This window comes from Corynebacterium tuscaniense DNF00037, from assembly GCF_000759055.1.
Classification (GTDB): Bacteria; Actinomycetota; Actinomycetes; order Mycobacteriales; family Mycobacteriaceae; genus Corynebacterium; species Corynebacterium tuscaniense.
Genome location: NZ_JRNG01000025.1, coordinates 1 through 19,327 on the forward strand (window position 1 = coordinate 1; position 19,327 = coordinate 19,327).

18 protein-coding genes are annotated in these 19,327 nt (G+C 60.6%); 11 read left to right on the forward strand and 7 right to left on the reverse strand.

Annotated elements, in window-relative coordinates; translation table 11 throughout:
- Positions 1–381 (reverse strand): recombinase family protein (locus HMPREF2129_RS06815; RefSeq protein WP_269544938.1); only part of this gene is annotated, 381 nt, incomplete at its 3' end.
- A gap of 35 nt (positions 382–416) precedes the next feature.
- On the opposite strand from HMPREF2129_RS06815, the gene HMPREF2129_RS06820 reads away from it, so the two are divergent.
- Positions 417–953 carry a hypothetical protein gene (locus tag HMPREF2129_RS06820; protein WP_218079069.1) on the forward strand — a complete coding sequence of 179 codons (537 nt, stop codon included), beginning with the start codon at positions 417–419 and terminating at the stop codon, positions 951–953.
- 169 nt (positions 954–1,122) lie between these two features.
- Here HMPREF2129_RS06820 and HMPREF2129_RS06825 read toward each other — a convergent pair whose 3' ends face one another.
- Positions 1,123–2,682 carry a SulP family inorganic anion transporter gene (locus HMPREF2129_RS06825; protein ID WP_034664651.1) on the reverse strand — a complete coding sequence of 520 codons (1,560 nt, stop codon included), beginning with the start codon at positions 2,680–2,682 and terminating at the stop codon, positions 1,123–1,125.
- Between the two features lie 169 nt (positions 2,683–2,851).
- Between HMPREF2129_RS06825 and HMPREF2129_RS06830 the strand changes: the two genes are divergently transcribed.
- The gene (locus HMPREF2129_RS06830) at positions 2,852–3,256 is read left to right on the forward strand and encodes a MerR family transcriptional regulator (RefSeq protein WP_034664654.1); all 405 of its coding nucleotides are present in this window, start codon (positions 2,852–2,854) and stop codon (positions 3,254–3,256) included.
- 540 nt (positions 3,257–3,796) lie between these two features.
- On the opposite strand, the gene HMPREF2129_RS06835 is transcribed toward HMPREF2129_RS06830, so the two are convergent.
- Together HMPREF2129_RS06835 and ychF are read right to left on the reverse strand one after the other, a co-directional pair.
- On the reverse strand, positions 3,797–5,308 hold the full coding sequence (locus tag HMPREF2129_RS06835) for a recombinase family protein (protein WP_034664657.1): 1,512 nt from the start codon (positions 5,306–5,308) through the stop codon (positions 3,797–3,799).
- An 18-nt stretch (positions 5,309–5,326) separates the two neighbouring features.
- Positions 5,327–6,415, reverse strand: coding sequence for a redox-regulated ATPase YchF (ychF, locus tag HMPREF2129_RS06840; protein ID WP_034664660.1), 1,089 nt, complete (start codon positions 6,413–6,415; stop codon positions 5,327–5,329).
- Positions 6,416–6,531: 116 nt separating this feature from the next.
- On the opposite strand from ychF, the gene HMPREF2129_RS06845 reads away from it, so the two are divergent.
- The 3 genes from HMPREF2129_RS06845 (at position 6,532) to HMPREF2129_RS10640 (ending at position 10,085) form a co-directional block, all read left to right on the forward strand.
- Positions 6,532–8,037 carry an AI-2E family transporter gene (locus HMPREF2129_RS06845; protein WP_408605838.1) on the forward strand — a complete coding sequence of 502 codons (1,506 nt, stop codon included), beginning with the start codon at positions 6,532–6,534 and terminating at the stop codon, positions 8,035–8,037.
- Positions 8,038–8,100: 63 nt separating this feature from the next.
- Entirely contained in the window at positions 8,101–9,231 is a 1,131-nt protein-coding gene (locus tag HMPREF2129_RS06850) for a DNA recombination protein RmuC (RefSeq protein ID WP_052092933.1), read from the forward strand.
- A gap of 11 nt (positions 9,232–9,242) precedes the next feature.
- Positions 9,243–10,085 (forward strand): DUF6542 domain-containing protein, encoded by an 843-nt coding sequence (locus tag HMPREF2129_RS10640; RefSeq protein ID WP_156959252.1) that lies wholly within the window; start codon positions 9,243–9,245, stop codon positions 10,083–10,085.
- On the opposite strand, the gene HMPREF2129_RS06860 is transcribed toward HMPREF2129_RS10640, so the two are convergent.
- Positions 10,082–11,044, reverse strand: coding sequence for a 4-hydroxy-3-methylbut-2-enyl diphosphate reductase (locus HMPREF2129_RS06860; protein WP_034664663.1), 963 nt, complete (start codon positions 11,042–11,044; stop codon positions 10,082–10,084). The genes HMPREF2129_RS10640 and HMPREF2129_RS06860 overlap by 4 nt on opposite strands.
- An 87-nt stretch (positions 11,045–11,131) precedes the next feature.
- Between HMPREF2129_RS06860 and xseA the strand changes: the two genes are divergently transcribed.
- Together xseA and HMPREF2129_RS06870 are read left to right on the forward strand one after the other, a co-directional pair.
- Positions 11,132–12,379 carry an exodeoxyribonuclease VII large subunit gene (gene xseA / locus HMPREF2129_RS06865; protein WP_034664666.1) on the forward strand — a complete coding sequence of 416 codons (1,248 nt, stop codon included), beginning with the start codon at positions 11,132–11,134 and terminating at the stop codon, positions 12,377–12,379.
- A 50-nt stretch (positions 12,380–12,429) separates the two neighbouring features.
- Positions 12,430–12,771: an exodeoxyribonuclease VII small subunit gene (locus HMPREF2129_RS06870; RefSeq protein WP_034664668.1), complete on the forward strand. Its 342-nt coding sequence runs from the start codon at positions 12,430–12,432 to the stop codon at positions 12,769–12,771.
- A gap of 14 nt (positions 12,772–12,785) precedes the next feature.
- Here HMPREF2129_RS06870 and HMPREF2129_RS06875 read toward each other — a convergent pair whose 3' ends face one another.
- Complete coding sequence (locus HMPREF2129_RS06875) at positions 12,786–13,352, reverse strand: DUF4245 domain-containing protein (protein ID WP_034664683.1); 567 nt, start codon at positions 13,350–13,352, stop codon at positions 12,786–12,788.
- A gap of 169 nt (positions 13,353–13,521) precedes the next feature.
- Here HMPREF2129_RS06875 and glpX point away from each other — a divergent pair, with 169 nt between their 5' ends.
- Complete coding sequence (gene glpX / locus HMPREF2129_RS06880; protein WP_034664670.1) at positions 13,522–14,529, forward strand: class II fructose-bisphosphatase; 1,008 nt, start codon at positions 13,522–13,524, stop codon at positions 14,527–14,529.
- Between the two features lie 60 nt (positions 14,530–14,589).
- Here glpX and HMPREF2129_RS06885 read toward each other — a convergent pair whose 3' ends face one another.
- Positions 14,590–15,669, reverse strand: a complete 1,080-nt coding sequence (locus HMPREF2129_RS06885; RefSeq protein WP_052092936.1) for an HNH endonuclease signature motif containing protein — start codon at positions 15,667–15,669, stop codon at positions 14,590–14,592.
- A 221-nt stretch (positions 15,670–15,890) separates the two neighbouring features.
- Between HMPREF2129_RS06885 and HMPREF2129_RS06890 the strand changes: the two genes are divergently transcribed.
- The 3 genes from HMPREF2129_RS06890 to HMPREF2129_RS06900 all read left to right on the forward strand — a co-directional run.
- A complete protein-coding gene (locus tag HMPREF2129_RS06890; RefSeq protein ID WP_034664673.1) occupies positions 15,891–17,291 on the forward strand; it encodes a class II fumarate hydratase in 1,401 nt (466 codons plus the stop codon).
- Positions 17,292–17,423: 132 nt separating this feature from the next.
- The gene (locus HMPREF2129_RS10645) at positions 17,424–18,035 is read left to right on the forward strand and encodes a TetR/AcrR family transcriptional regulator (RefSeq protein ID WP_052092938.1); all 612 of its coding nucleotides are present in this window, start codon (positions 17,424–17,426) and stop codon (positions 18,033–18,035) included.
- Positions 18,029–19,327, forward strand: a 1,299-nt coding sequence (locus tag HMPREF2129_RS06900; RefSeq protein ID WP_034664675.1) for an MDR family MFS transporter, incomplete at its 3' end; no start/stop codon positions are given. The genes HMPREF2129_RS10645 and HMPREF2129_RS06900, both read left to right, overlap by 7 nt.

The window sequence follows — 19,327 nt, forward strand, 5'->3', positions numbered from 1 at the left end:
GTCGATAAGCTCCTTGGCCATCTGCGCCTGCTCAGCGCTGAGCTTCGGCTTGGGGCCGGCGACCCTGCCCTGTGCGCGGGCGTGCGCCACGCCCTCACGGGTGCGCTGGACAAGCAGGTCACGCTCCCACTCGGCAAGACTTGCCATGACGTTGATAACCACCTTGTCGGTGGGCTTCGACGTGTCCAGCGCTGGCTCCAACACCTTGACGTTGATGTCACGCTCGGCGAGGTCAGCGATGGTGTTCACGGTGTCCGCGAGGCTGCGGCCGAGCCTGTCCAAGCGCGTGACAACGAGCGTGTCGTCGGGGCGCATGTACGCCAGCGCGTCATCAAGACCAGGCCGTTGCCAGTTGGTGCCGGAGATGGTGTCTGAGTAGATGTGGTCCGGGTCGCAGCCAGAGCCTGAACGCTCAGATGACTTCGAGCCTGACTTCTAGCCTGGAACCGCTGGTAGAAGTAGCTGTATCTGAGGCAATGTCGAAAGAGCCTAAGAGCCTGCACGAGGCAGCAGAAGCCTCTAAGAAGGCTCGCAGCGCTCTGCTCCAGGAGAAGGAGTCCAACGAAAAGCTGCTGGAGGAGATACGCGCAGAACGCAAGCAGTATAACGACGATATGGAAAAGTCGAACACGAACTTTATTAAGGCCTGCATGTCTGCCTCGTGGATTGCAGCCAGTGTTCTCTTCGTTGCTATCGCACTCGTTGCTGTCGGAGCCTTGGGGAACGGGCTGCTAAGTATGCTCGGCATACCCGACGGCGTGTCTGCCTTGTGGGGTCACGTCCAGGAGGCCAACGGCATCGGCCCAACACTGGGCTGGTTGGCGTTAACACTTATCGTCATAGGGGTTCTTATAGCGCTTATGACCTGGATGTTGTCCCAGGCTGCGCCGGGTATTGCTCACTTAGTCGAGGAATACCGTCGCAATCACCCGAGGAAAGAAACGAACCACTAACTAGAACACGTGCACCGTAAAAAGTAAAAATCCCCACAACACAGCGTAGCGGTTAACCGCTACGCTTCTTTTATGCTCTTCCTATGCCCCAACTTTGCAACAGCACCAATAAACTGGCGCCCCGGTTATAAGTTGGGGCGCCAAGTCGATGTGCTCGAGTCGGGGGATGTTAGTGGCCGGTGCCAAGCCGGCCAGACAGGCGGTTCAGCCGGTCCTGACTGGGACCGTCGAGCCCGATAATGGACACGGTTTTGCCTCTGTCCTGGAACTTCTGCGTAATCGCGTCAAAGGTCGCGACCGTGGAGGCATCCCAGATCTCCGCCTCAGTGAGATCAATAGTGATATGACGGGCAGAATCGGTGTAATCAAAGCGATAAACCAGGTCATTGCTTGATGCCCAAAACAACTGGCCATGCACCCGGTAGGTACGAGTATCAATCTCTCCATCGCCGTCGCCGTCGATCTCGGAGACCTTTTCAATGGAAGCGATATGTGCCATCCGACGGGCGAACATGATCATCGCGGTGACCACACCCAACACCACACCAATGGCCAGGTTGCTGGTGGCTAGGGTGGCAATAATCGTCACGGCCATAACAATGGTCTCAGAGACCGGCATGAGTTTAAGGGTGCGTGGATGCACCGAGTGCCAGTCGATGGTGCCGACCGAGACCATGATCATGATTGCCACCAGCGCAGCCATCGGGATCATGCCAACGATGTCGCCCAGTGCCAGGACCAGGACCAGCAGGAACACACCGGCTAACAGGGTGGATAGGCGGGTACGTGCCCCGGATTCGCGGACGTTGATCATGGTTTGACCGATCATCGCGCAGCCACCCATGCCGCCGAAGAAACCGGAGGCAATATTAGCCACCCCCTGTCCCCAGGATTCACGAGTTTTATCGGAATGAGTGTCGGTGATGTCATCGACGAGCTTGGCGGTCATCAACGATTCCATGAGACCGACCACGGCCATGGCCAGGGCATAAGGCGCGATGATCTGCAGGGTCTCCAACGTCCACGGCACGTTCGGAATAAACAGGGACGGTAAGGTCTCCGGCATCTTGCCCATGTCCGAGACCGTCGGGACAGTCAAACCGGCGGCAATGACCAAACCGGTGAGCACGATAATCGTGACCAGCGGGGCGGGGATCACACTGGTGAGCTTGGGGAAGAAAATCATGATCACCACACCCAAGCCGACGAGTGGGTAGACTATCCAAGGCACATCAATGAGGTGTTCGAGTTGGGCGGTGAAAATCATAATGCCCAGTGCATTGACGAAACCCAGCATCACCGATCGGGGGATAAAACGCTGAAGTTTCGCCACACCGAGGGCGCCGAGCACGATTTGTAGGACACCGCCCAACAGGACGGTGGCGATGAAATAATCCATCCCGTAACCACGCGCCACAGGAGCAATGACTAGGGCAATAGCCCCGGTGGCGCCGGTGATCATTGCCGGGCGGCCACCGGTAAAGGCGATCGCAATGGCCATGACTACCGAGGAAAACAGACCCATGGCTGGGTCAACACCGGCAAGGATGGAAAAGGCAATGGCCTCAGGGATCAGCGCCAGGGATACCGCCAGTCCGGCCAGAATCTCTATACGGATACGGGCGGGGGAAGAAAATGCGTAACGGAAGGATGCGATGATCCCGGTAGGGGCATCAGCGCCGTCTGGACTCAGGAGGGGGCGGGGGGCCGCCGTGCTAGTTTCAGTCATAGATGTCCAATCTTTGAGGGGATAGGTAACTGGGCGAACGCCCGAAAGGAATCCAACCCTCTAGTAACTTTAGGTTTGGTGATGGTGGTCATGGTAGCGGGAGTTTTACTCAACCGCCAACCCAGGCACAGGAACCCGTGGGCAACATCACCGTGAAGGAGAACAGGCAATGCAAAACAGTAATTTCAAGATCGGCGAGGTCGTTGACCAGACGGGGTTGTCGATTCCCACCTTGCGTTATTATGACAACGTCGGCCTGATTACCCCATCGGGGCGTAGCCCTGGTGGGTTCAGGCTTTATAGTGAGGCTGATGTACGTCGTGTTTTGCTGGTGCGACGGATGAAACCGCTGGGGTTTACTCTGGATCAGATGCGGGAATTCCTGGAAGCTGCAGAGATTCTTCATAGTTCAGATGGCGGGCAGGAAAGTGATACCGCACAGCAGGCACGGAGTAATGCCAAGGCCACCCTTGCCGACATTCGTGAGGAGACGCGCACCCGCTACGAAAAGCTACGCAAGCAAATTGCCTACGCTGAGGAATTCCTCGATCTGGTCAACACCCTGGCACCCTAAACTGCCCCCATCCTTCGCAGGGAGAAAAAGACCATCGTATTGAATGCGCTCTGTCGAATCGCGTTCCAGATGAAGTGGACGAACGCCCGCGGCCTCTCCGGAGTGGATGGCGATAGTACAGAGGACTTCTGAAATCCGTGCAGACGACTCCTCAAAACGACACAGTCATCCAAGGTCACAAAAACGAAAATTGTCACTTAACCCCATCACTTCCAAACCGGCTTAAGTGACAAAATGCCATCGCTAAAGTCCCGATTTGAGTCCCAGGACGTGCGCCTTAAGAGAAATAACTAAAGCCCCTACCAGTGTTTCTCCTGGTAGGGGCTTGGAAGTTGGTAGCGGGGGCAGGATTCGAACCTACGACCTCTGGGGTAACAAGAGCCGTGTCATACTTCCTGCGAACGCCACGGTTGAGCAGTGTCGCCCCCGATACACGAAGGCAGATCTCCCCCGAACTGCCGGCTCCCGTGGCGTTCCTTCGTAAGAGCTTTGCGCGCCGCAGCGCATGCGCGCGATTGTTGACGTGTCACACACTGCAACCTAGTTCCACACGATCTGCACCGATTCAGGGTTAAAGGTCTTGGTGCCGCGCACGCCACGGCGCAGGCGCACCTGGCACAGGGTATTGATGACTCGGCGCTGCACGGCAAGCTCTGCGTTGTCGAAGGCATCCACGGGCGAGGCGTAGCCGGTTGTGTCGAGCAGCGCCGATGCGCCAGCAAGACGGGCACGGCGCGTTTCGAGTTTCTCGATCTGCGGCTCATAACGGTTTCGCGCGCGCTTGAGGTCACGGGCCTCGATAAGCTCCTCATCGTAGTCAGCCTGGACGCGGGCGAGCTTTGCGCGAAGCTCAGCGAGTTCGTCGTCGATGGCGTTGACCTCGTCGTCGTCCACAGTCGGCAGCAGGTCCGCCAGGTCGTCACGGCCAAGGCGGGCGCGGATCACGGCGAGCACAAAATCATCGACGCTATGTGTGCGCACTAATCCACAGGCGGCGCAGCGGTAGCGGTCGGCATGCGTGCGCACAGGGTTGCCGCACTCGTCGCAGACATACAGACCCGAGCCGAGATGGCGGCGAGTGTTCCGGCGCTCCTTGTTGGTCAGCCGGTCGGGATCATCGAGCACGTTCTGCACACGCCACCACAAATCGGGTGTGACGATCGGCTCCCACTGCCCTTTCACAGGCTCGCCGGTATCGGGGTCGCGGACGATATGCGTGACACGGCGGTATTTGTTCTTCACGCCTTTGCGCTTGGCCTTCTTATATGTGGAGTAGCCGGCATACACGGGGTTGCGCAGGATCGAGTGCAACGATGTGTAGGCCAACGGCTGCTCGTCGGGAACCGACTTTTCTTCCTGGCCAGCAGCGCGGCGGCGTGCGTTGCGCTCCTTAACCACGGTGTGCATATGGCGCGGCGTGGTCGGGATATCCGGCAAGCCTGGCTGATCGACCCCAGATAAGGCGCGTGCGATGTCGCGCATGGAGTTGCCCCGCTCGACAGCGCGGAACATACCGAGCACGGCGGCGGCTTCGGATGGGATGATCTCGCCGGTGGAGGTGTAGCCGATAGGGCGGACACCGCCGGAGTACCAGCGGCCCTGCTCGGCGCGCTGCTGTTGCGCACGGGATTGGCGCATGCTCTTCCGCTCGATCTCGCCGCGTGCCACGGCTGCTTTAATACGCGCGTACATTCTGCCGCCGTCGGTGGCAAGGTCAGCATCACCGTTCGCGGTGACGAGTTTCAGCCCCTGCTCCTCTGCCCTGTCGATCCACTCTTCGAGCTGCCAGGGCTGCCGCGTGAGGCGGTCGAGGTCCCAGCAAATGATTGCGTCGATCTCGCCGCGCTCAAAGGACGCCACCATGGCGTCGTAGTCGGGGCGGTCCACGTCCTTCTTCGACGCGGAGATCGACTGATCGACGTAGGTATGCACGACGTCCCAGCCACGTTGCTCGGCAAGGGCTTCGCAGTCCTGACGCTGCCGGTCGATGGCGAGGCCGTCCATGGCAGCATCGAGCGAGATACGGAGGTAAATAGCAGCACGTGTAGTCATACGCTATTCATAGCGCATTTAGGTTACATTGAAACGAAACTCCACGACATCCCCATCAGCCATAACGTAGTCCTTGCCCTCCTGGCGGACCTTGCCGGCAGCGCGGGCTTCAGCCATGGAGCCAAGCTGGTCGAGGTCTTCAAAGGCAACGATTTCGGCTTTGATGAAGCCCTTTTCAAAGTCGGTGTGGATCACGCCGGCGGCCTTGGGGGCGGTGTCGCCCTTGTGGATGGTCCAGGCGCGGGCTTCCTTCGGGCCGGCGGTGAGGTAGGTCTGCAGACCGAGGGTCTCAAAACCAGCGCGGGCCAGGGTTTCCAGGCCGGGTTCGTCTTGGCCGACGGAGGCGAGGAGTTCGGCAGCGTCATCGTCCTCAAGCTCGAGTAGCTCGGTTTCCGTCTGGGCGTCGAGGAAGACTGCCCCGGCGGGGGCGACGAGTTCGCGCAGTTCCGCCTTCTTGGCCTCGTCAGTGAGCACGCCCTCGTCGGAGTTGAAGACGTAGAGGAACGGCTTCGCCGTCATGAGGTGAAGGTCGCGGACGAGCGAGAGATCAATTTCACCGTTCTTGGCGGCGGCAAACAGCGTGCGGTCGGACTCGAGGATGGTCTGTGCTTTCTTGGTTTCCTCCACCTGCACGGCGATATCCTTGTTCTTGCGCGCTTCCTTCTCAAGGCGAGGCAGGGCCTTCTCAATGGTCTGCAGGTCCGCCAAGATGAGCTCGGTGTTGATCACCGCGATGTCGCTGGCGGGGTCGACGCGACCATCAACGTGGATGACATTGTCATCGGAGAACGCGCGCACGACTTGGCAGATCGCGTCGGCCTCACGGATGTTGGCTAGAAACGCGTTGCCCATGCCTTCACCTTCGGACGCACCCTTGACGATGCCGGCGATGTCCACGAAGGACACCGTTGCCGGCAGGATCTCCGCCGAACCGAAGATCTCCGCCAGGCGGTTAAGGCGCGTATCCGGCAGTGGCACCAGGCCAACGTTCGGCTCAATGGTGGCAAACGGGTAATTCGCCGCCAGAACCTCATTACGGGTCAGTGCGTTGAACAGGGTGGACTTGCCCACGTTGGGCAGACCGACAATTCCAAGAGTAAGGCTCACGAGGGCCCATGATAGCCGACGCTCCCGCACCCCTTAGCGCCGGATACTGCTGTGCTGGGCCGACACGGTGGTGGCAGGGATCGTCGAAAAGCGAATGCTGGGGCACAATAGGACGCGTGAGTTCAACGAAAAACAGCGACGCAACCCAACAGTCGCCCGAGGCACCAGCTGACAAGGTGACAAAGACGGGCTACGACAACCGCGTGGACCGTTCCGTTGTGCTGAACTCCTGGGTGCGCTCGACCGCGCTGTTCTCACTGCGCATGCTGGCAATCTTTGTCCTGCTTGGCGCGCTCGCCTACCTGCTGGGCAAGTTTTGGGCCGGCGTGCTGCCTGTTATTCTCGCCCTCATCGTGTGCACGGTCCTCGCCCCACCGACGACGTTCATGCGCAACCGTGGTGTGCCCGCTGGCTTGTCTGCTTTAATTTCCATGCTGCTGGCTGTGGCAGTGCTGATGTTCTTTGTGTCCATCATCCTGCCAGATATCATGCGCAACTCCCGCGTCTTGGTCAGCCAAGCCGCACAGGGTATTCAGAACCTACAGCTATGGCTCCAGAACCAAGAGACCCTGCCGTTTTCCATCGACGGGGAGAAGCTGGACACCGCATTCCAGGAAGCCGCGTCGTGGCTGCAGGACCGCGCCGGCGCGATCGCGGGCGGAATCTTCTCCGGAATTGGCACGGCCACGTCCATGGCAGTCACGTTCGTTGTGGTGCTCGTGCTCACCTTCTTTTTCCTCAAAGACGGCCCAAAATTTCTCCCGTGGCTGCGAAACGCCACTGGTGGCCGCGCGGGTTTGCACGCCACGGAACTGCTGACCCGCTCGTGGGACACTCTCAGCGGCTATATTCGCGCGCAGGCGGTCGTGTCCTTCATCGATGCGCTGTTCATCGGCATCGGTATCTACCTCGTTGGCGTGCCGCTCGCTTTCACGCTAGCGGTGATCACATTCATGGCGGGATTCATCCCACTGGTCGGCGCGATCGTGGCTGGGGCATTGGCGGTGCTCATCGCGCTGGTTTCGCTCGGGTTCACGCAGGCGCTGATCGTACTGGGCATCGTCATCGCCGTGCAGCAGCTGGAAGGCAATGTGCTTTCCCCACTGCTGCAGTCACGTGCGATGAATCTGCACCCGGTCATCGTGTTGGTCTCCGTGACGGTGGGTGGCGGCCTCTTCGGACTCATGGGCGCGTTCCTCGCCGTCCCTGTCGCAGCCACGGTCGCTGTAGTCTTCCGCTACATCCAAGACATGCTGCGTATTCACGCTGGGGAAGTCCGCGCCGACGACCTCAACTTCTCCACGGATGTCGGCCGCGCCCTCGCCGAAGCCGAAGAAGCAGAAAGCGCGAAATCCCGCGAAGACTTGTCCACGCAAAGTGGCTGGGCTGCACCTCATATCACCGAAAAGCTTCTCGACGCATCACCAGCCCCCACCTCCCTTCGTCTCCCCTTCGACAAACTGTCTTTACGTTGGAACAGGGATCAAACGGCCAACGATGCGGAATCTGATGGGCAATCTGCCAAGCAGTCTTCCGGCGGACGACATACCCGCTTCGACTGGCTCAGCCGTCGCCTACCGCGCCGGGACCACCCGAACTCACACTCAGAAACTGACGAATAAATGTTCGATTAACCGCGCCGTGGCGCCTGCGTTGTGTTCCCCTCGTGTGGAACGGTGGATGCTATGTCTTACGCGTATATAGCAGCACCCACTACCCCAGTAGCGAGTGTGACACCCTTGCTGTTCACGTTCTTCCTCGGCCTTCTGCTTGGTGCAGTCGTGGGAGCTGCCGCCTATGCCCTACTGCGCCAGCGCAACGCACCACCGCAGCAGCAGCCCGCCCCCACCCCGGAATACGCGGCGCGCCAGGGGAAAGAACTAGAGATTCTTCGCGCATCCGTAGAGCGGCTTTCCTCCCAGGTGCGTGACATGAATGAAGATAGCGCTGTCACCCAATCGACGCTGGTGGCGCAGGTGCAGGCGGTGACGAGGGCGTCGGCACGCTTGGGGGATCGTACCGATCAGCTGGTTTCCGCACTGCGCTCCCCCAACGTGCGTGGCCGGTGGGGCGAGATACAGTTGGAACGCGTCGTGGAGCTGGGCGGCATGAAGAAATACTGCGATTTTGATGTGCAGGCAACCGCTCACGCAGATGGCCAAACGCTGCGCCCAGATATGGTGATCCGGCTCAGCGGGAACCGCAACATCGTCGTGGATGCGAAGGTGCCTTTTTCCGCTTACCTCGATGCGCTAGCCACGGACGACCCGGAAGAAAAAGCCGGGTATTTGCGCCGACATTGCCACCTCTTGCGCTCACACGTGGACGCGTTGTCCAACAAGAGGTACATCAACGCGTTCCAGCCCACGCCGGAATTCATCGTGTTGTTCATCCCCTCCGACCCCTTCCTTGACGCGGCGTTGGAGCAAGATCCGACCCTGCTCGATGATGCGTTTGCGAAAAACATCGTCCTTGCCACACCCACCACCCTCTTCGCACTACTGAAGACCGTGGCGCTGGGGTGGAAGCACGAAGATATGTCGGATAAAGCCCTCGAAGTCCAACGCCTTGGCGCTGAGCTGTACACCCGCCTGGGAAAAATGGCGGAGCATTACAATCGTGTCGGGGCATCCCTCGACAAGGCAGTGGAGGCTTTCAACGCCACGCTCGGCTCCATGGACTCCCGCGTCATGGTTACCGCCCGCCGCCTCCACGAGGTTGATATGCCAACCCAATCCTCCACACCCCCACCAGAACTTCGTTCCGTGTCCGCCCGCGCGCGCGTGATCCACGAAACGGAACTGCCTCCGAGGTAACATGTTGGACCGTGTCTCATGTCTCTCCACGAACGTCGCCCACCCAGGACACCACAGTGTCCGGCTTCTCTTTGGGCTCGGGACTGAGCATCCTCATCGCAGCGCTGGTCACCGGCGGCCTGATCTCCCTGTACACGCAGGTGATTGGCTGGCCTTTCCTGGCTATCTTCGCGCTGGCATCCATCATCGTGGCAACGTTTGTGAATCCCCGTGGCCTTTTCATCACCGTGGTATCAATCCCACTGTTATTCACATTCTTTTTACTAGCCACGGGGACCCTCAACGCATATTTTTCACTGCCTGAAGGACAAACATCACTCGGCCGGACATCGGTATTGGTGATTCTTTATCCGCTGGTGCAGTTTTTCCCCGTGCTCGCCGCGGTGACGCTGGGTGCGCTATTCATCACCGTCGTGCGCTATCTGCTGCTCAAACGGCTTAACGACGACATACAGCGCCACGAACTCCGCCAACGCCGCCGCACCAACGAAGCTAACCGGCGCACCGCCCGCGAAGCGTCCCGTTCACGGCACCTGCCTAAACGCAAGGCTGAACCTGCCCCCGAGAGGCCCGTTGAGCGTACAGCTGAGCTGCAACCTCAGCCCCCCATCAAGCGCACCCCTCAACGCCCTGCAGCGCCCAAACCACGGCCAAGGCGCCCGGACAGCGCCCCTACCCCAGCCTCTACTGCGAAGCGAACTAGCCGCAGCCGCAGTCGCAGCCTCAATGGCAACAGCAACCAGGTCACTGTTGAAGAGTTGTTGGCAAGGAGGCGGAGGGAACGGGAAGCGTCGAAGAAGACGTCGACAAGCAGGGTGCGCCACAGGCTCAGCGACGACCTGTACGGCGACTAAGCCTGCTTGCGGCGCGGCACGCGCAGATCACGCGGCAACGCGAACGTGATGGTTTCTGTCGTGGTGGTGACTTCCTCGACGTTATCGAAGCCATGCGCGGCTAGGTGATCAATCACCTCGCGCACCAAGATCTCCGGCACAGACGCGCCTGACGTCACGCCAACAGTGGTGACACCATCGAGCCACGCGTCCTCGATCTGCGTGGCGTAATCCACCAAATGAGCGTCTTGCGTGCCGTTCTGCAGAGCGACCTCAACGAGACGCTTGGAGTTTGAGGAATTCTGGGAGCCCACCACAATCATGAGCTCACAGCGTGGCGCGATCGCCTTCACGGCGACCTGGCGGTTCTGGGTGGCGTAACAAATATCGTCGCTCGGCGGGTCCTCCAAGCTCGGGTATTTCTCGCGCAGGCGGGCAACGATCTCCATGGTCTCGTCCACCGACAACGTGGTTTGGGAGAGCCACACGAGCTTCTGGTCTGCCGGGAAATCGGGCACTTTTTCCACGCCTTCGAGCCCGTCAACCAGGTGCACAACCTCCGGCGCTTCGCCGGCGGTGCCCTCAACTTCCTCGTGGCCTTCGTGGCCAACAAGGAGGATCTGGTAGCCGTCACGGGCGAAACGCTTCACCTCGTTGTGGACCTTGGTTACCAACGGGCACGATGCGTCAAGAGCAAGCAGGTTGCGGCGCCGCGCGGACTCACGTACTGCCGGAGAAACGCCGTGCGCGGAAAAGACGACGTGGGCGCCTTCCGGCACCTCGTCGGTCTCGTCCACGAAGATCACTCCGCGCTGCGACAACGTTTCCACCACGTACTTGTTGTGGACAATCTCCTTGCGGACATAAATAGGTGCGCCGTACTTTTCCAGCGCCTTTTCTACTGTCTCCACCGCACGGTCTACACCCGCACAGTACCCGCGGGGGGCGGCCAGAAGGACGTTCTTTCCGGTGCTTGACATGGTTCCCCAGGGTAATGGATTGGCGCGGGAAAGGTAAGCTGGCCCGCACGAGAGTCAACACACGAGGTAGAAGGGGGCGCGAGCACAGTGACAGGGCAACCGCCGAAGAACTCACCGGAGACTCCGTGGTCTGTGGCCCAGGTCAACGACAGTGTCAAGAAGTGGATTGAACGCCTTGGCTGGTTGTGGATCGAGGGGCAGCTCACGCAGGTGAATATGAAGCCGACGTGGAAGCTGTCATATCTCACGCTGCGCGATACCCAGCAGGAGATGAGCCTGCAGCTCACCGCGCGCACGGATCTGCTGCGCTCGATGCCGGCGCCGCTTAAAGACGGTGACCGGGTGGTCGTGTGCGGCAAACCCGCGTTCTACGCCGGACGCGGCTCTTTTTCCATGTGGGTGACGGAAATCCGCCACGTCGGCGAGGGTGAACTGCTGGCCAAGATTGAACGCCTGCGCGCGCTGCTCAACAGCGAGGGATTGTTTGATCCGGCGCGCAAACTGCCACTCCCCTACCTGCCGCGCCGGGTGGGACTGATCACTGGGCGCGGGTCAGCGGCGGAGCGCGACGTGTTGTCCGTGGCCAAGGACCGCTGGCCGGCGGTGAACTTCCGCGTGATCAACACCGCGGTGCAGGGCCCGGGCACGGTTCCGGAGGTCATCGCCGCGCTGCAGGAACTGGATGCGGACCCCACCGTGGATGTGATCATCATTGCCCGTGGTGGTGGCTCGGTTGAGGACCTGTTGCCTTTCTCCGAGGAAGCCCTCCAGCGCGCCGTCGCCGTGGCCCGCACCCCAGTTGTCTCCGCGATCGGACACGAGCCGGATAACCCGGTGCTGGATAACGTTGCGGACCTGCGCACCGCCACCCCCACCGATGCTGCCAAGCGCGTCGTGCCCGATGTTGCTGCCGAATTTTCGCTTATCGACGAAGCTCGCGCCCGCACCGCCTCCGCCCTCCGCGCCTGGGTCCACCGGGAGCGCGAAGGCCTTAAACAGTTGCGTTCCCGGCCAGTGGTGGCGAATCCGTTGACGCCGATTGTAATGCGTCGGGAAGAGTTGGAGCGCGCCCAGGGCGCCATTCGTCGTGATATTTCGCGGCTGCTCGCCCAGGAATCCGCCGAGGTTCGTTCGTTGCGCGCCCAGGTCTCCGCGCTGGGGCCGGCCGCGACATTGGCACGCGGCTACGCCGTGGTGCAGGTACAGCCGCGCGATGGCTCCGAACCAGAAGTGGTCACCAGCATCAGCCAGGCCCCGCCGGGGTCGCCCTTGCGCATCCGCGTTGGGGATGGCTCCATCACCGCCGCCGGCATGTCCACCACACCCGCAGAGTAACTGCAGAACAACTGCAGATTAGATACTGCAGATTAGATAAGGAACACACGATGACAGAGAACACCTTCGGCCAAGGCGCCCCGAATGACGATGCCTTCCCGGCCCCCGAAACCCTCACCTACGAGCAGGCACGCGACCAGCTCATTGAGACCGTGAAGATCCTCGAACTCGGCCAGATGAGCCTTGACGAATCTCTCAAGTACTGGGAACGCGGCGAAGCTCTCGCAAAGCGCTGCGAAGTCCTGCTCAATGGTGCTCAAGAACGCGTTGAAGCTGCTCTGGGCAGCTCCCAAGAGGGAGCTGCCCAGAGGGGAGCTGCCATGGAGCAGCAGAAGGAGGCGACCAAGGAAGATCAAGAAAGAGCTGCCCAGGAAGAAGTTCCCGGGGAGTAGGGTTCGTCGATAAGCTATTTGGCCAGTGGCTGCGCGGCGGCGAACATCTCAATGAGCTCGCGGAACTCCGTGGCTTCAGCGGCGCCGGTGATGAGAATGCGCTCGTCGCCCAAGTCCACAAACCACACATCGCGCACATCTCTGTCGTCGGAGGAATACACCTTCGCCTCATGCCCGGCGACATCCTCGGTGCGGGCGAGACTGCGCGGTGAAGCGTCGATGCCCTTGAGCGCGGTATCCTCATCAACCCCCGTCTGCGTAACCTGAAGGAACCCCTCATGCGGAGTGACCCATCCCATGACGGGCGCGGGGGTGCCATTCAACGTGGTGCGGCGAGCCGAGTTATTCACCCAGCCCTCCGGCACATCCGGGTAACGCACCGCAAAATCGACAGCGCGTGACTCCATGCTCAGGAACGTCTGCCCATCCACCTCCTGTACCGGCCCGTTCTCCGGCCGGCCAGGATTGAAAGAGCACATGCCCGTAAAGCCAACGGCAAGCAGCATGAGGACAACAATGACCACGACATTGATCGATATGTCACGGCTGTCTTGGAAAATGCGCGGTTTCTCTTTAGCCACGCGCTTCAGTATGTCACGGACCACCCCTGCGGCCACGGACTCCCCCGATCAGGTGGTCAACCGGACATATCGAAACCCTAAAAGTGCCACAATGGGGAGGAGAATAGCTGCGTCTGCGTGGCTTTCCGCCCATAATCTCCACCTACCATGCCCCAGGAGGCAACAACTGATGTCTAAAACCGCTGAAACCCCGGACCGTAACCTCGCCATGGAGCTTGTCCGCGTCACCGAAGCGGCAGCCTTGGCTTCCGGCCGGTGGGTCGGTCGCGGCAAGAAGAATGAGGGTGATGGAGCAGCGGTGGACGCCATGCGCCAGATGATTAACTCCGTGAACATGGACGGCGTGATCATCATCGGCGAAGGTGAAAAGGACGAGGCACCGATGCTGTTCAACGGCGAGAACGTTGGTAACGGGCTCGGTCCTGCCATGGATCTAGCAGTCGACCCGGTTGACGGCACTCGCCTCATGGCGGAAGGTCGCCCGAACGCCATCTCCGTCATCGCGGCTGCTGAGCGTGGCACGATGTACGACCCGACCGACGCGTTCTACATGAACAAGATCGCCGTCGGCCCGGAAGCCGCAGGCAAGATCGACATCACAGCCCCCGTCGCGCACAACATTCAGGCAGTGGCGAAAGCGAAGGGCATTGAGCCTCGCGACGTCACCGTGGTCGTCCTCGACCGCCCCCGCCACAACCAACTCGTTGAGGACATCCGCGCGGCAGGCGCAAAGGTCCGCTTCATTATGGACGGCGACGTGGCTGGCGCCATCGCCGCCGCACGCAACAACAACTCTATCGATATGGCCATGGGCATTGGTGGCACCCCGGAAGGCGTCATTACCGCCTGCGCTCTTAAGTGCCTCGACGGTGAGATCCAGGGCATGCTCGCCCCTCAGTCCGACGAGGAGCGCGAGAAGGTCCTCGCCGCCGGCCACGACCTCGACCGTGTGCTAGGGATCAACGACCTAGTGAGCTCCGATAACTGCTACTTCGCCGCCACCGGTGTAACCAAGGGCGATATGCTCCGCGGCGTGTCCTACCGCGCGGACGGTGCCACTACCCGCTCCCTCGTCATGCGCTCCAAGTCCGGCACCGTGCGCAACATTGAGTCCCTGCACAAGCTGTCCAAGCTGCGCGAGTACTCCGTGATTGACTACTCCGGTCCGACCGCTTAATCCGGTTTTCCGGCATGCCAATGGGCCCGGCTTGTGCCGGATCCATTTCTGTTAGCGGGTTCAAGCGTGAATTAACTCGGGGTATAACGATTCCATCGCCCCGTACGGATGTCGCTTGTTACTTCGCGCATACCCCGTGGGTGAAACCCAGATGGGTCTACCTTTTCGTATGGCGATGCGCCCGCGTTGGGGTTTGTCTGGGTCATCGTCGTTGACGCGATTGTGGTAGCCGCAGACGACTGCCAAGTTGTTCATGTTCGTCTCACCACCGTAGCGCCAGGGCTCCACGTGGTGGAGTTCGCAGTAGTCTGCGGGCATCCGGCAGTCCGGGTTCGTACAGATCGGCTGCGTCGCTTTCGCTAGGACGCGTTGCTTCTTACTTGCTAGTCGACGTTCCCTGTAGTGGTTCACCGGCCCCTCCGTCGGATGAAATAATGCAGCTTCCAACCCGTACTCCTCATTGCAGAGGTAATTGTTCACAAACTCCGCACCGGTCATGGTGGTGCCGTTGGTAAGCCCGAGGATGATGTCGTCCCCATGACCGTGAGTGATCGCGGATAAGTGAGGCGCCGGCACCAAGATAAGCGGACGCGGCGCGGCAGCCGGAACCCCCTCCCCCGAACGCATGAGTTTCTCAAACGCCTCGGCCATCTGCGGACCGACAGGCAGATCATGATTAATGCCGGCACGCAGATTGGCTTCCAGGTCCGCGATGACGTGCTCGTCTCCTGTGATGATCACGCTGCCCAGCCCGTCCACCGGGGCGGTGAAACGCGCGCCCTTGGTCCGGGTCTTAGTCTTCTGCGGCACGATCTTCTTCGCATACCGCGCGAGCGCGACGCACGTGGATGCCTTGTCCACCGCCGCCTGGATGAGGCGGAAGCGGTAGCCATCCCGCTCCCCCGCGCGCTTGATGTGGCTGATGCAACGCTCAATCTGGGCGAGGAGGTCCACCGTCAGCCCGGCCTCGCGCGCGGCAGCCGTCGTTTGCTTTGATGCGCCTTTCCCGAAGTACGCAGAATGCACCAACGCCAACTCCCCCACACGGGATGGCGAGAGCCCCGCCGCGAGGAACAGCGCGCGATCAAACTCACGGAGCTCCTCCAGCGGGATCTGCGTCAAGCGGGCAAGCAAGTTCATGCCAGCCACCGTAACCGCGGTAAAAGCCCTGCGTAAAGGGTTTGTGAGATGTTCCCTATTTTCAGAAAGTATGGAACCGAACAGGGGTCTACAGCAGTCTAAAGAAGGTTGGGGGTTTTATCGGGGCCAGGTTCCGCCAGGTTTTCCAAAATCAGGAATAATGGCGAGTGTGACAGCTGGCGCAACCGCGCCGGGAAACGTTCTAACTGCAAAGGATGACAATGGCTGATCAGGAATACCGCATTGAACACGACACCATGGGTGAAGTGAAGGTCCCCGTCAACGCGCTGTGGCGTGCACAGACCCAGCGTGCGGTGGAGAATTTCCCCATCTCCGGCCGTGGGCTTGAAGCACAGCAGATTCGCGCGCTCGGCCTGCTCAAGGCAGCGTGCGCCCAGGTGAACAAGGACTTGGGCAAGTTGGACGCCACCAAGGCTGACGCGATCATCGCTGCTGCGAAGGAAATCGCCGACGGTAAGCACAACGCTGAATTTCCTATCGACGTATTCCAGACCGGCTCCGGCACCTCCTCCAACATGAACACGAATGAGGTCATCGCGTCTATCGCGAAGGCTAATGGTGTTGAGGTTCACCCAAACGACGATGTGAACATGGGCCAGTCCTCCAACGACACCTTCCCCACTGCTACCCACGTGGCGGCGACGGAGGCAGCGGCCAACGACCTCATCCCGGCTCTGAAGGTGCTGCAGAAGTCCTTGGCTAAGAAGGCTGATGAGTGGCACGAGGTAGTCAAGTCCGGCCGCACGCACCTCATGGATGCCACCCCGGTCACTCTTGGCCAGGAGTTCTCCGGCTACGCCCGCCAGATCGAGCTGGGCATCGAGCGCGTGGAGGCTACCCTGCACCGCCTGGGTGAGCTGGCTATCGGCGGTACCGCTGTGGGCACCGGCATCAACACCCCGGCTGAGTTCGGCGGCAAGGTCACCGAGGAGCTGGTGAAGCTCACCGGTGTGACCCAGTTATCCGAGGCGAAGAACCACTTCGAAGCACAGGCTAACCGCGACGGCCTGGTGGAGTTCTCCGGCGCTATGCGTTCGGTTGCTGTTTCCCTTTACAAGATCGCCAACGACATCCGGCTTATGGGTTCCGGCCCGCTCGCCGGCCTGGCGGAGATCCACCTGCCGGACCTGCAGCCGGGTTCTTCCATCATGCCGGGCAAGGTCAACCCAGTTCTGTGTGAAACCGCAACACAGGTGTCCGCACAGGTCATTGGCAACGACGCGGCTGTCGCATTCGGTGGCACCCAGGGCCAGTTCGAGCTCAACGTGTTTATCCCGATGATGGCGCGCAACGTTCTCGAGTCTTCGCGTCTGCTGGCCAACACCGCGCGCCAGTTCGCAACCAGGCTTGTCGACGGCATTGAGCCCAACATCGAGCGCATGCGCACCCTGGCTGAGTCCTCCCCGTCCATCGTGACCCCGCTGAACTCCGCGATTGGTTACGAGAACGCGGCGAAGATCGCTAAGCACGCAGTCGCAGAGGGCATCACCATCCGCCAGGCCACGATTGACCTCGGCTTCGTCGACGGTGAGAAGCTCACTGAGGAGGAGCTGGATAAGCGCCTCGACGTGCTGGCAATGGCTCACACTGAGCGCAACTAAGCTCATCTAAGCGCATATAAGCGCCCCTCAACCAGACCCTGGCAGGCCCGCCCTGTCAGGGTTTTTGGTGCTTAGGCACCAGCAGATCTCACCCTTTGGCAGTTTCTTGCACTGAGTGTAAAGTTCCTGGGCATGGGTTGGGAAGAAAAGCGGCGGGCGACGCGACTCAGGATTGTGGAGAGTGCGGCGGGGCTCGTCGAAAAGCATGGCTTTGATGACGTGACCGTCGAAGACATTTGCGCCGGCGCGGGCATTTCGCGGCGGACGTTTTTTAATTACATGAAGTCCAAAGATGAGGCTGTGCTCGGGCCCGCGCCCCTCACAGTTTGCGAGGAAGGTTTGCGCCGGATCGCCGAAACGCAGTCGGACAACCTCGTGGACCTGATCATCAGCGTGAGCAGCGTGCCTGAGGGGGCATTGCCTGATCAGGATGCGTTCGCGCGGCGCCGCACGATGTTCGCTGAAAATCCCACGCTGGCATCGCTAGCCTTGGCGCGGCGGCGCACGGTTCTTACGGCGATCGCGGAAGCTCTGGCAGAGCACTTCACACGCTTCCCCGAGGACCGGCGCGCCCCGAAACACCCCGTGGAGACTGAGATCCAGGCGCTCATTGAGCTTGTTCAAGCCGCGGTGAGCATCACTGCTTTCCAGCCGGGCTTTTTCGATCCAGACCTGGATCTGCGGGACAACGTCCGCAACGCCGCCACCTTCATCGCTGACTACGCAAGGACACTCGAATGGTAGACACACAAAAACCCAACGTTGGTCTGGTGTTCGCCGCGCTGCTCATCACCATGCTCATGAGCTCACTCGGGCAAATGATTTTCGCCTCCGCCTTGCCGACGATCGTGGGCGAACTCGGCGGCGTCGAACATATGAGCTGGGTGATCTCCGCGTTCATGGTCACCATGACTATCGCGCTGCCTATTTACGGCAAGCTTGGCGACGGGCTCGGTCGCAAATGGTTCTACATCACCGGCATCGCCTTCTTCATCGCCGGTTCGACATTGGGTGGGTTTGCTAACTCAATGACCATGCTCATCATCGGGCGCGCGGTGCAGGGTTTTGGCGCCGGCGGCATGATGATCAACTCGCAGGCGATCATCGCAGAGGTCGTCCCGGCACGGCAGCGCGGAAAATACATGGGCATCATGGGTGCTGTTTTTGGCATTTCCTCAGTGTTGGGGCCGGTGCTTGGTGGCTGGTTCACGGACGGCCCGGGCTGGCGTTGGGGTCTGTGGATGAACATCCCTTTGGGGTTACTCGCCATGACTGTGGCCACGCTGGTGCTGCACCTGTCCAAGGGCAGCCGGGAGGGCTTCCGTTTTGACTGGCCGGGCGCAGCACTGCTGACGGTGGCAACGTCCACGCTCATCTTGGCGACGACGTGGGGTGGGTTGCAGTACCCGTGGACGTCCGCACGCATTCTGGGCCTGCTGGCAACGTCGGCGGTAGCGGCAGCGATCTTCGTGGCGGTGGAGCTGCGGACGAAGAACCCGCTCGTGCCCATGCACCTGTTCCGCAACCGCAGCATGACGCTCACCACCGCTGCCGGCGTGGTCCTCGGTGTTGCTATGACCGGTGTGATGGCCTACCTGCCCACCTACCTGCAGATGGTGCACGCACTCACCCCGACCGAGGCCGGTTTCATGATGGTCCCGATGGTCGGCGGCATGATCCTCACCTCCACCGGTTCCGGTGCGCTCATTTCGCGCCGCGGGAATTACAAGAAGTTCCCCATCATTGGCCTGTGCATCGTGGCGGTGGGGTGCTTCTTGCTCTCGCGCCTAACAGTGGACACAGGCCTGGGCACGCTCGGCGTGTTCATCTTCGTCTACGGCTTTGGCCTCGGGCTGGTCATGCAAGTGCTCATCCTCATCGTGCAGAACTCGTTCCCGCTGGCGGTTGTGGGCACGGCGACGGCCGCGAATAATTTCTTCCGGCAAATCGGCATGTCCGTGGGCGCATCAATGGTGGGCACCATGTTCATCCACAACATGCAAAACAACATGGCGGAGCGACTCCCCGCCGCTTTC

Excerpts from the sequence above, each read along its gene's own strand:
- HMPREF2129_RS06820 (WP_218079069.1), top strand. The coding sequence starts at position 417 with ATGACTTCGAGCCTGACTTCTAGCCTGGAACCGCTGGTAGAAGTAGCT.
- HMPREF2129_RS06825 (WP_034664651.1), bottom strand. The coding sequence starts at position 2,682 with ATGACTGAAACTAGCACGGCGGCCCCCCGCCCCCTCCTGAGTCCAGAC.
- HMPREF2129_RS06830 (WP_034664654.1), top strand. The coding sequence starts at position 2,852 with ATGCAAAACAGTAATTTCAAGATCGGCGAGGTCGTTGACCAGACGGGG.
- HMPREF2129_RS06835 (WP_034664657.1), bottom strand. The coding sequence starts at position 5,308 with ATGACTACACGTGCTGCTATTTACCTCCGTATCTCGCTCGATGCTGCC.
- HMPREF2129_RS06850 (WP_052092933.1), top strand. The coding sequence starts at position 8,101 with ATGTCTTACGCGTATATAGCAGCACCCACTACCCCAGTAGCGAGTGTG.
- HMPREF2129_RS06860 (WP_034664663.1), bottom strand. The coding sequence starts at position 11,044 with ATGTCAAGCACCGGAAAGAACGTCCTTCTGGCCGCCCCCCGCGGGTAC.
- HMPREF2129_RS06870 (WP_034664668.1), top strand. The coding sequence starts at position 12,430 with ATGACAGAGAACACCTTCGGCCAAGGCGCCCCGAATGACGATGCCTTC.
- glpX (WP_034664670.1), top strand. The coding sequence starts at position 13,522 with ATGTCTAAAACCGCTGAAACCCCGGACCGTAACCTCGCCATGGAGCTT.
- HMPREF2129_RS06885 (WP_052092936.1), bottom strand. The coding sequence starts at position 15,669 with ATGAACTTGCTTGCCCGCTTGACGCAGATCCCGCTGGAGGAGCTCCGT.
- HMPREF2129_RS06890 (WP_034664673.1), top strand. The coding sequence starts at position 15,891 with ATGGCTGATCAGGAATACCGCATTGAACACGACACCATGGGTGAAGTG.
- HMPREF2129_RS10645 (WP_052092938.1), top strand. The coding sequence starts at position 17,424 with ATGGGTTGGGAAGAAAAGCGGCGGGCGACGCGACTCAGGATTGTGGAG.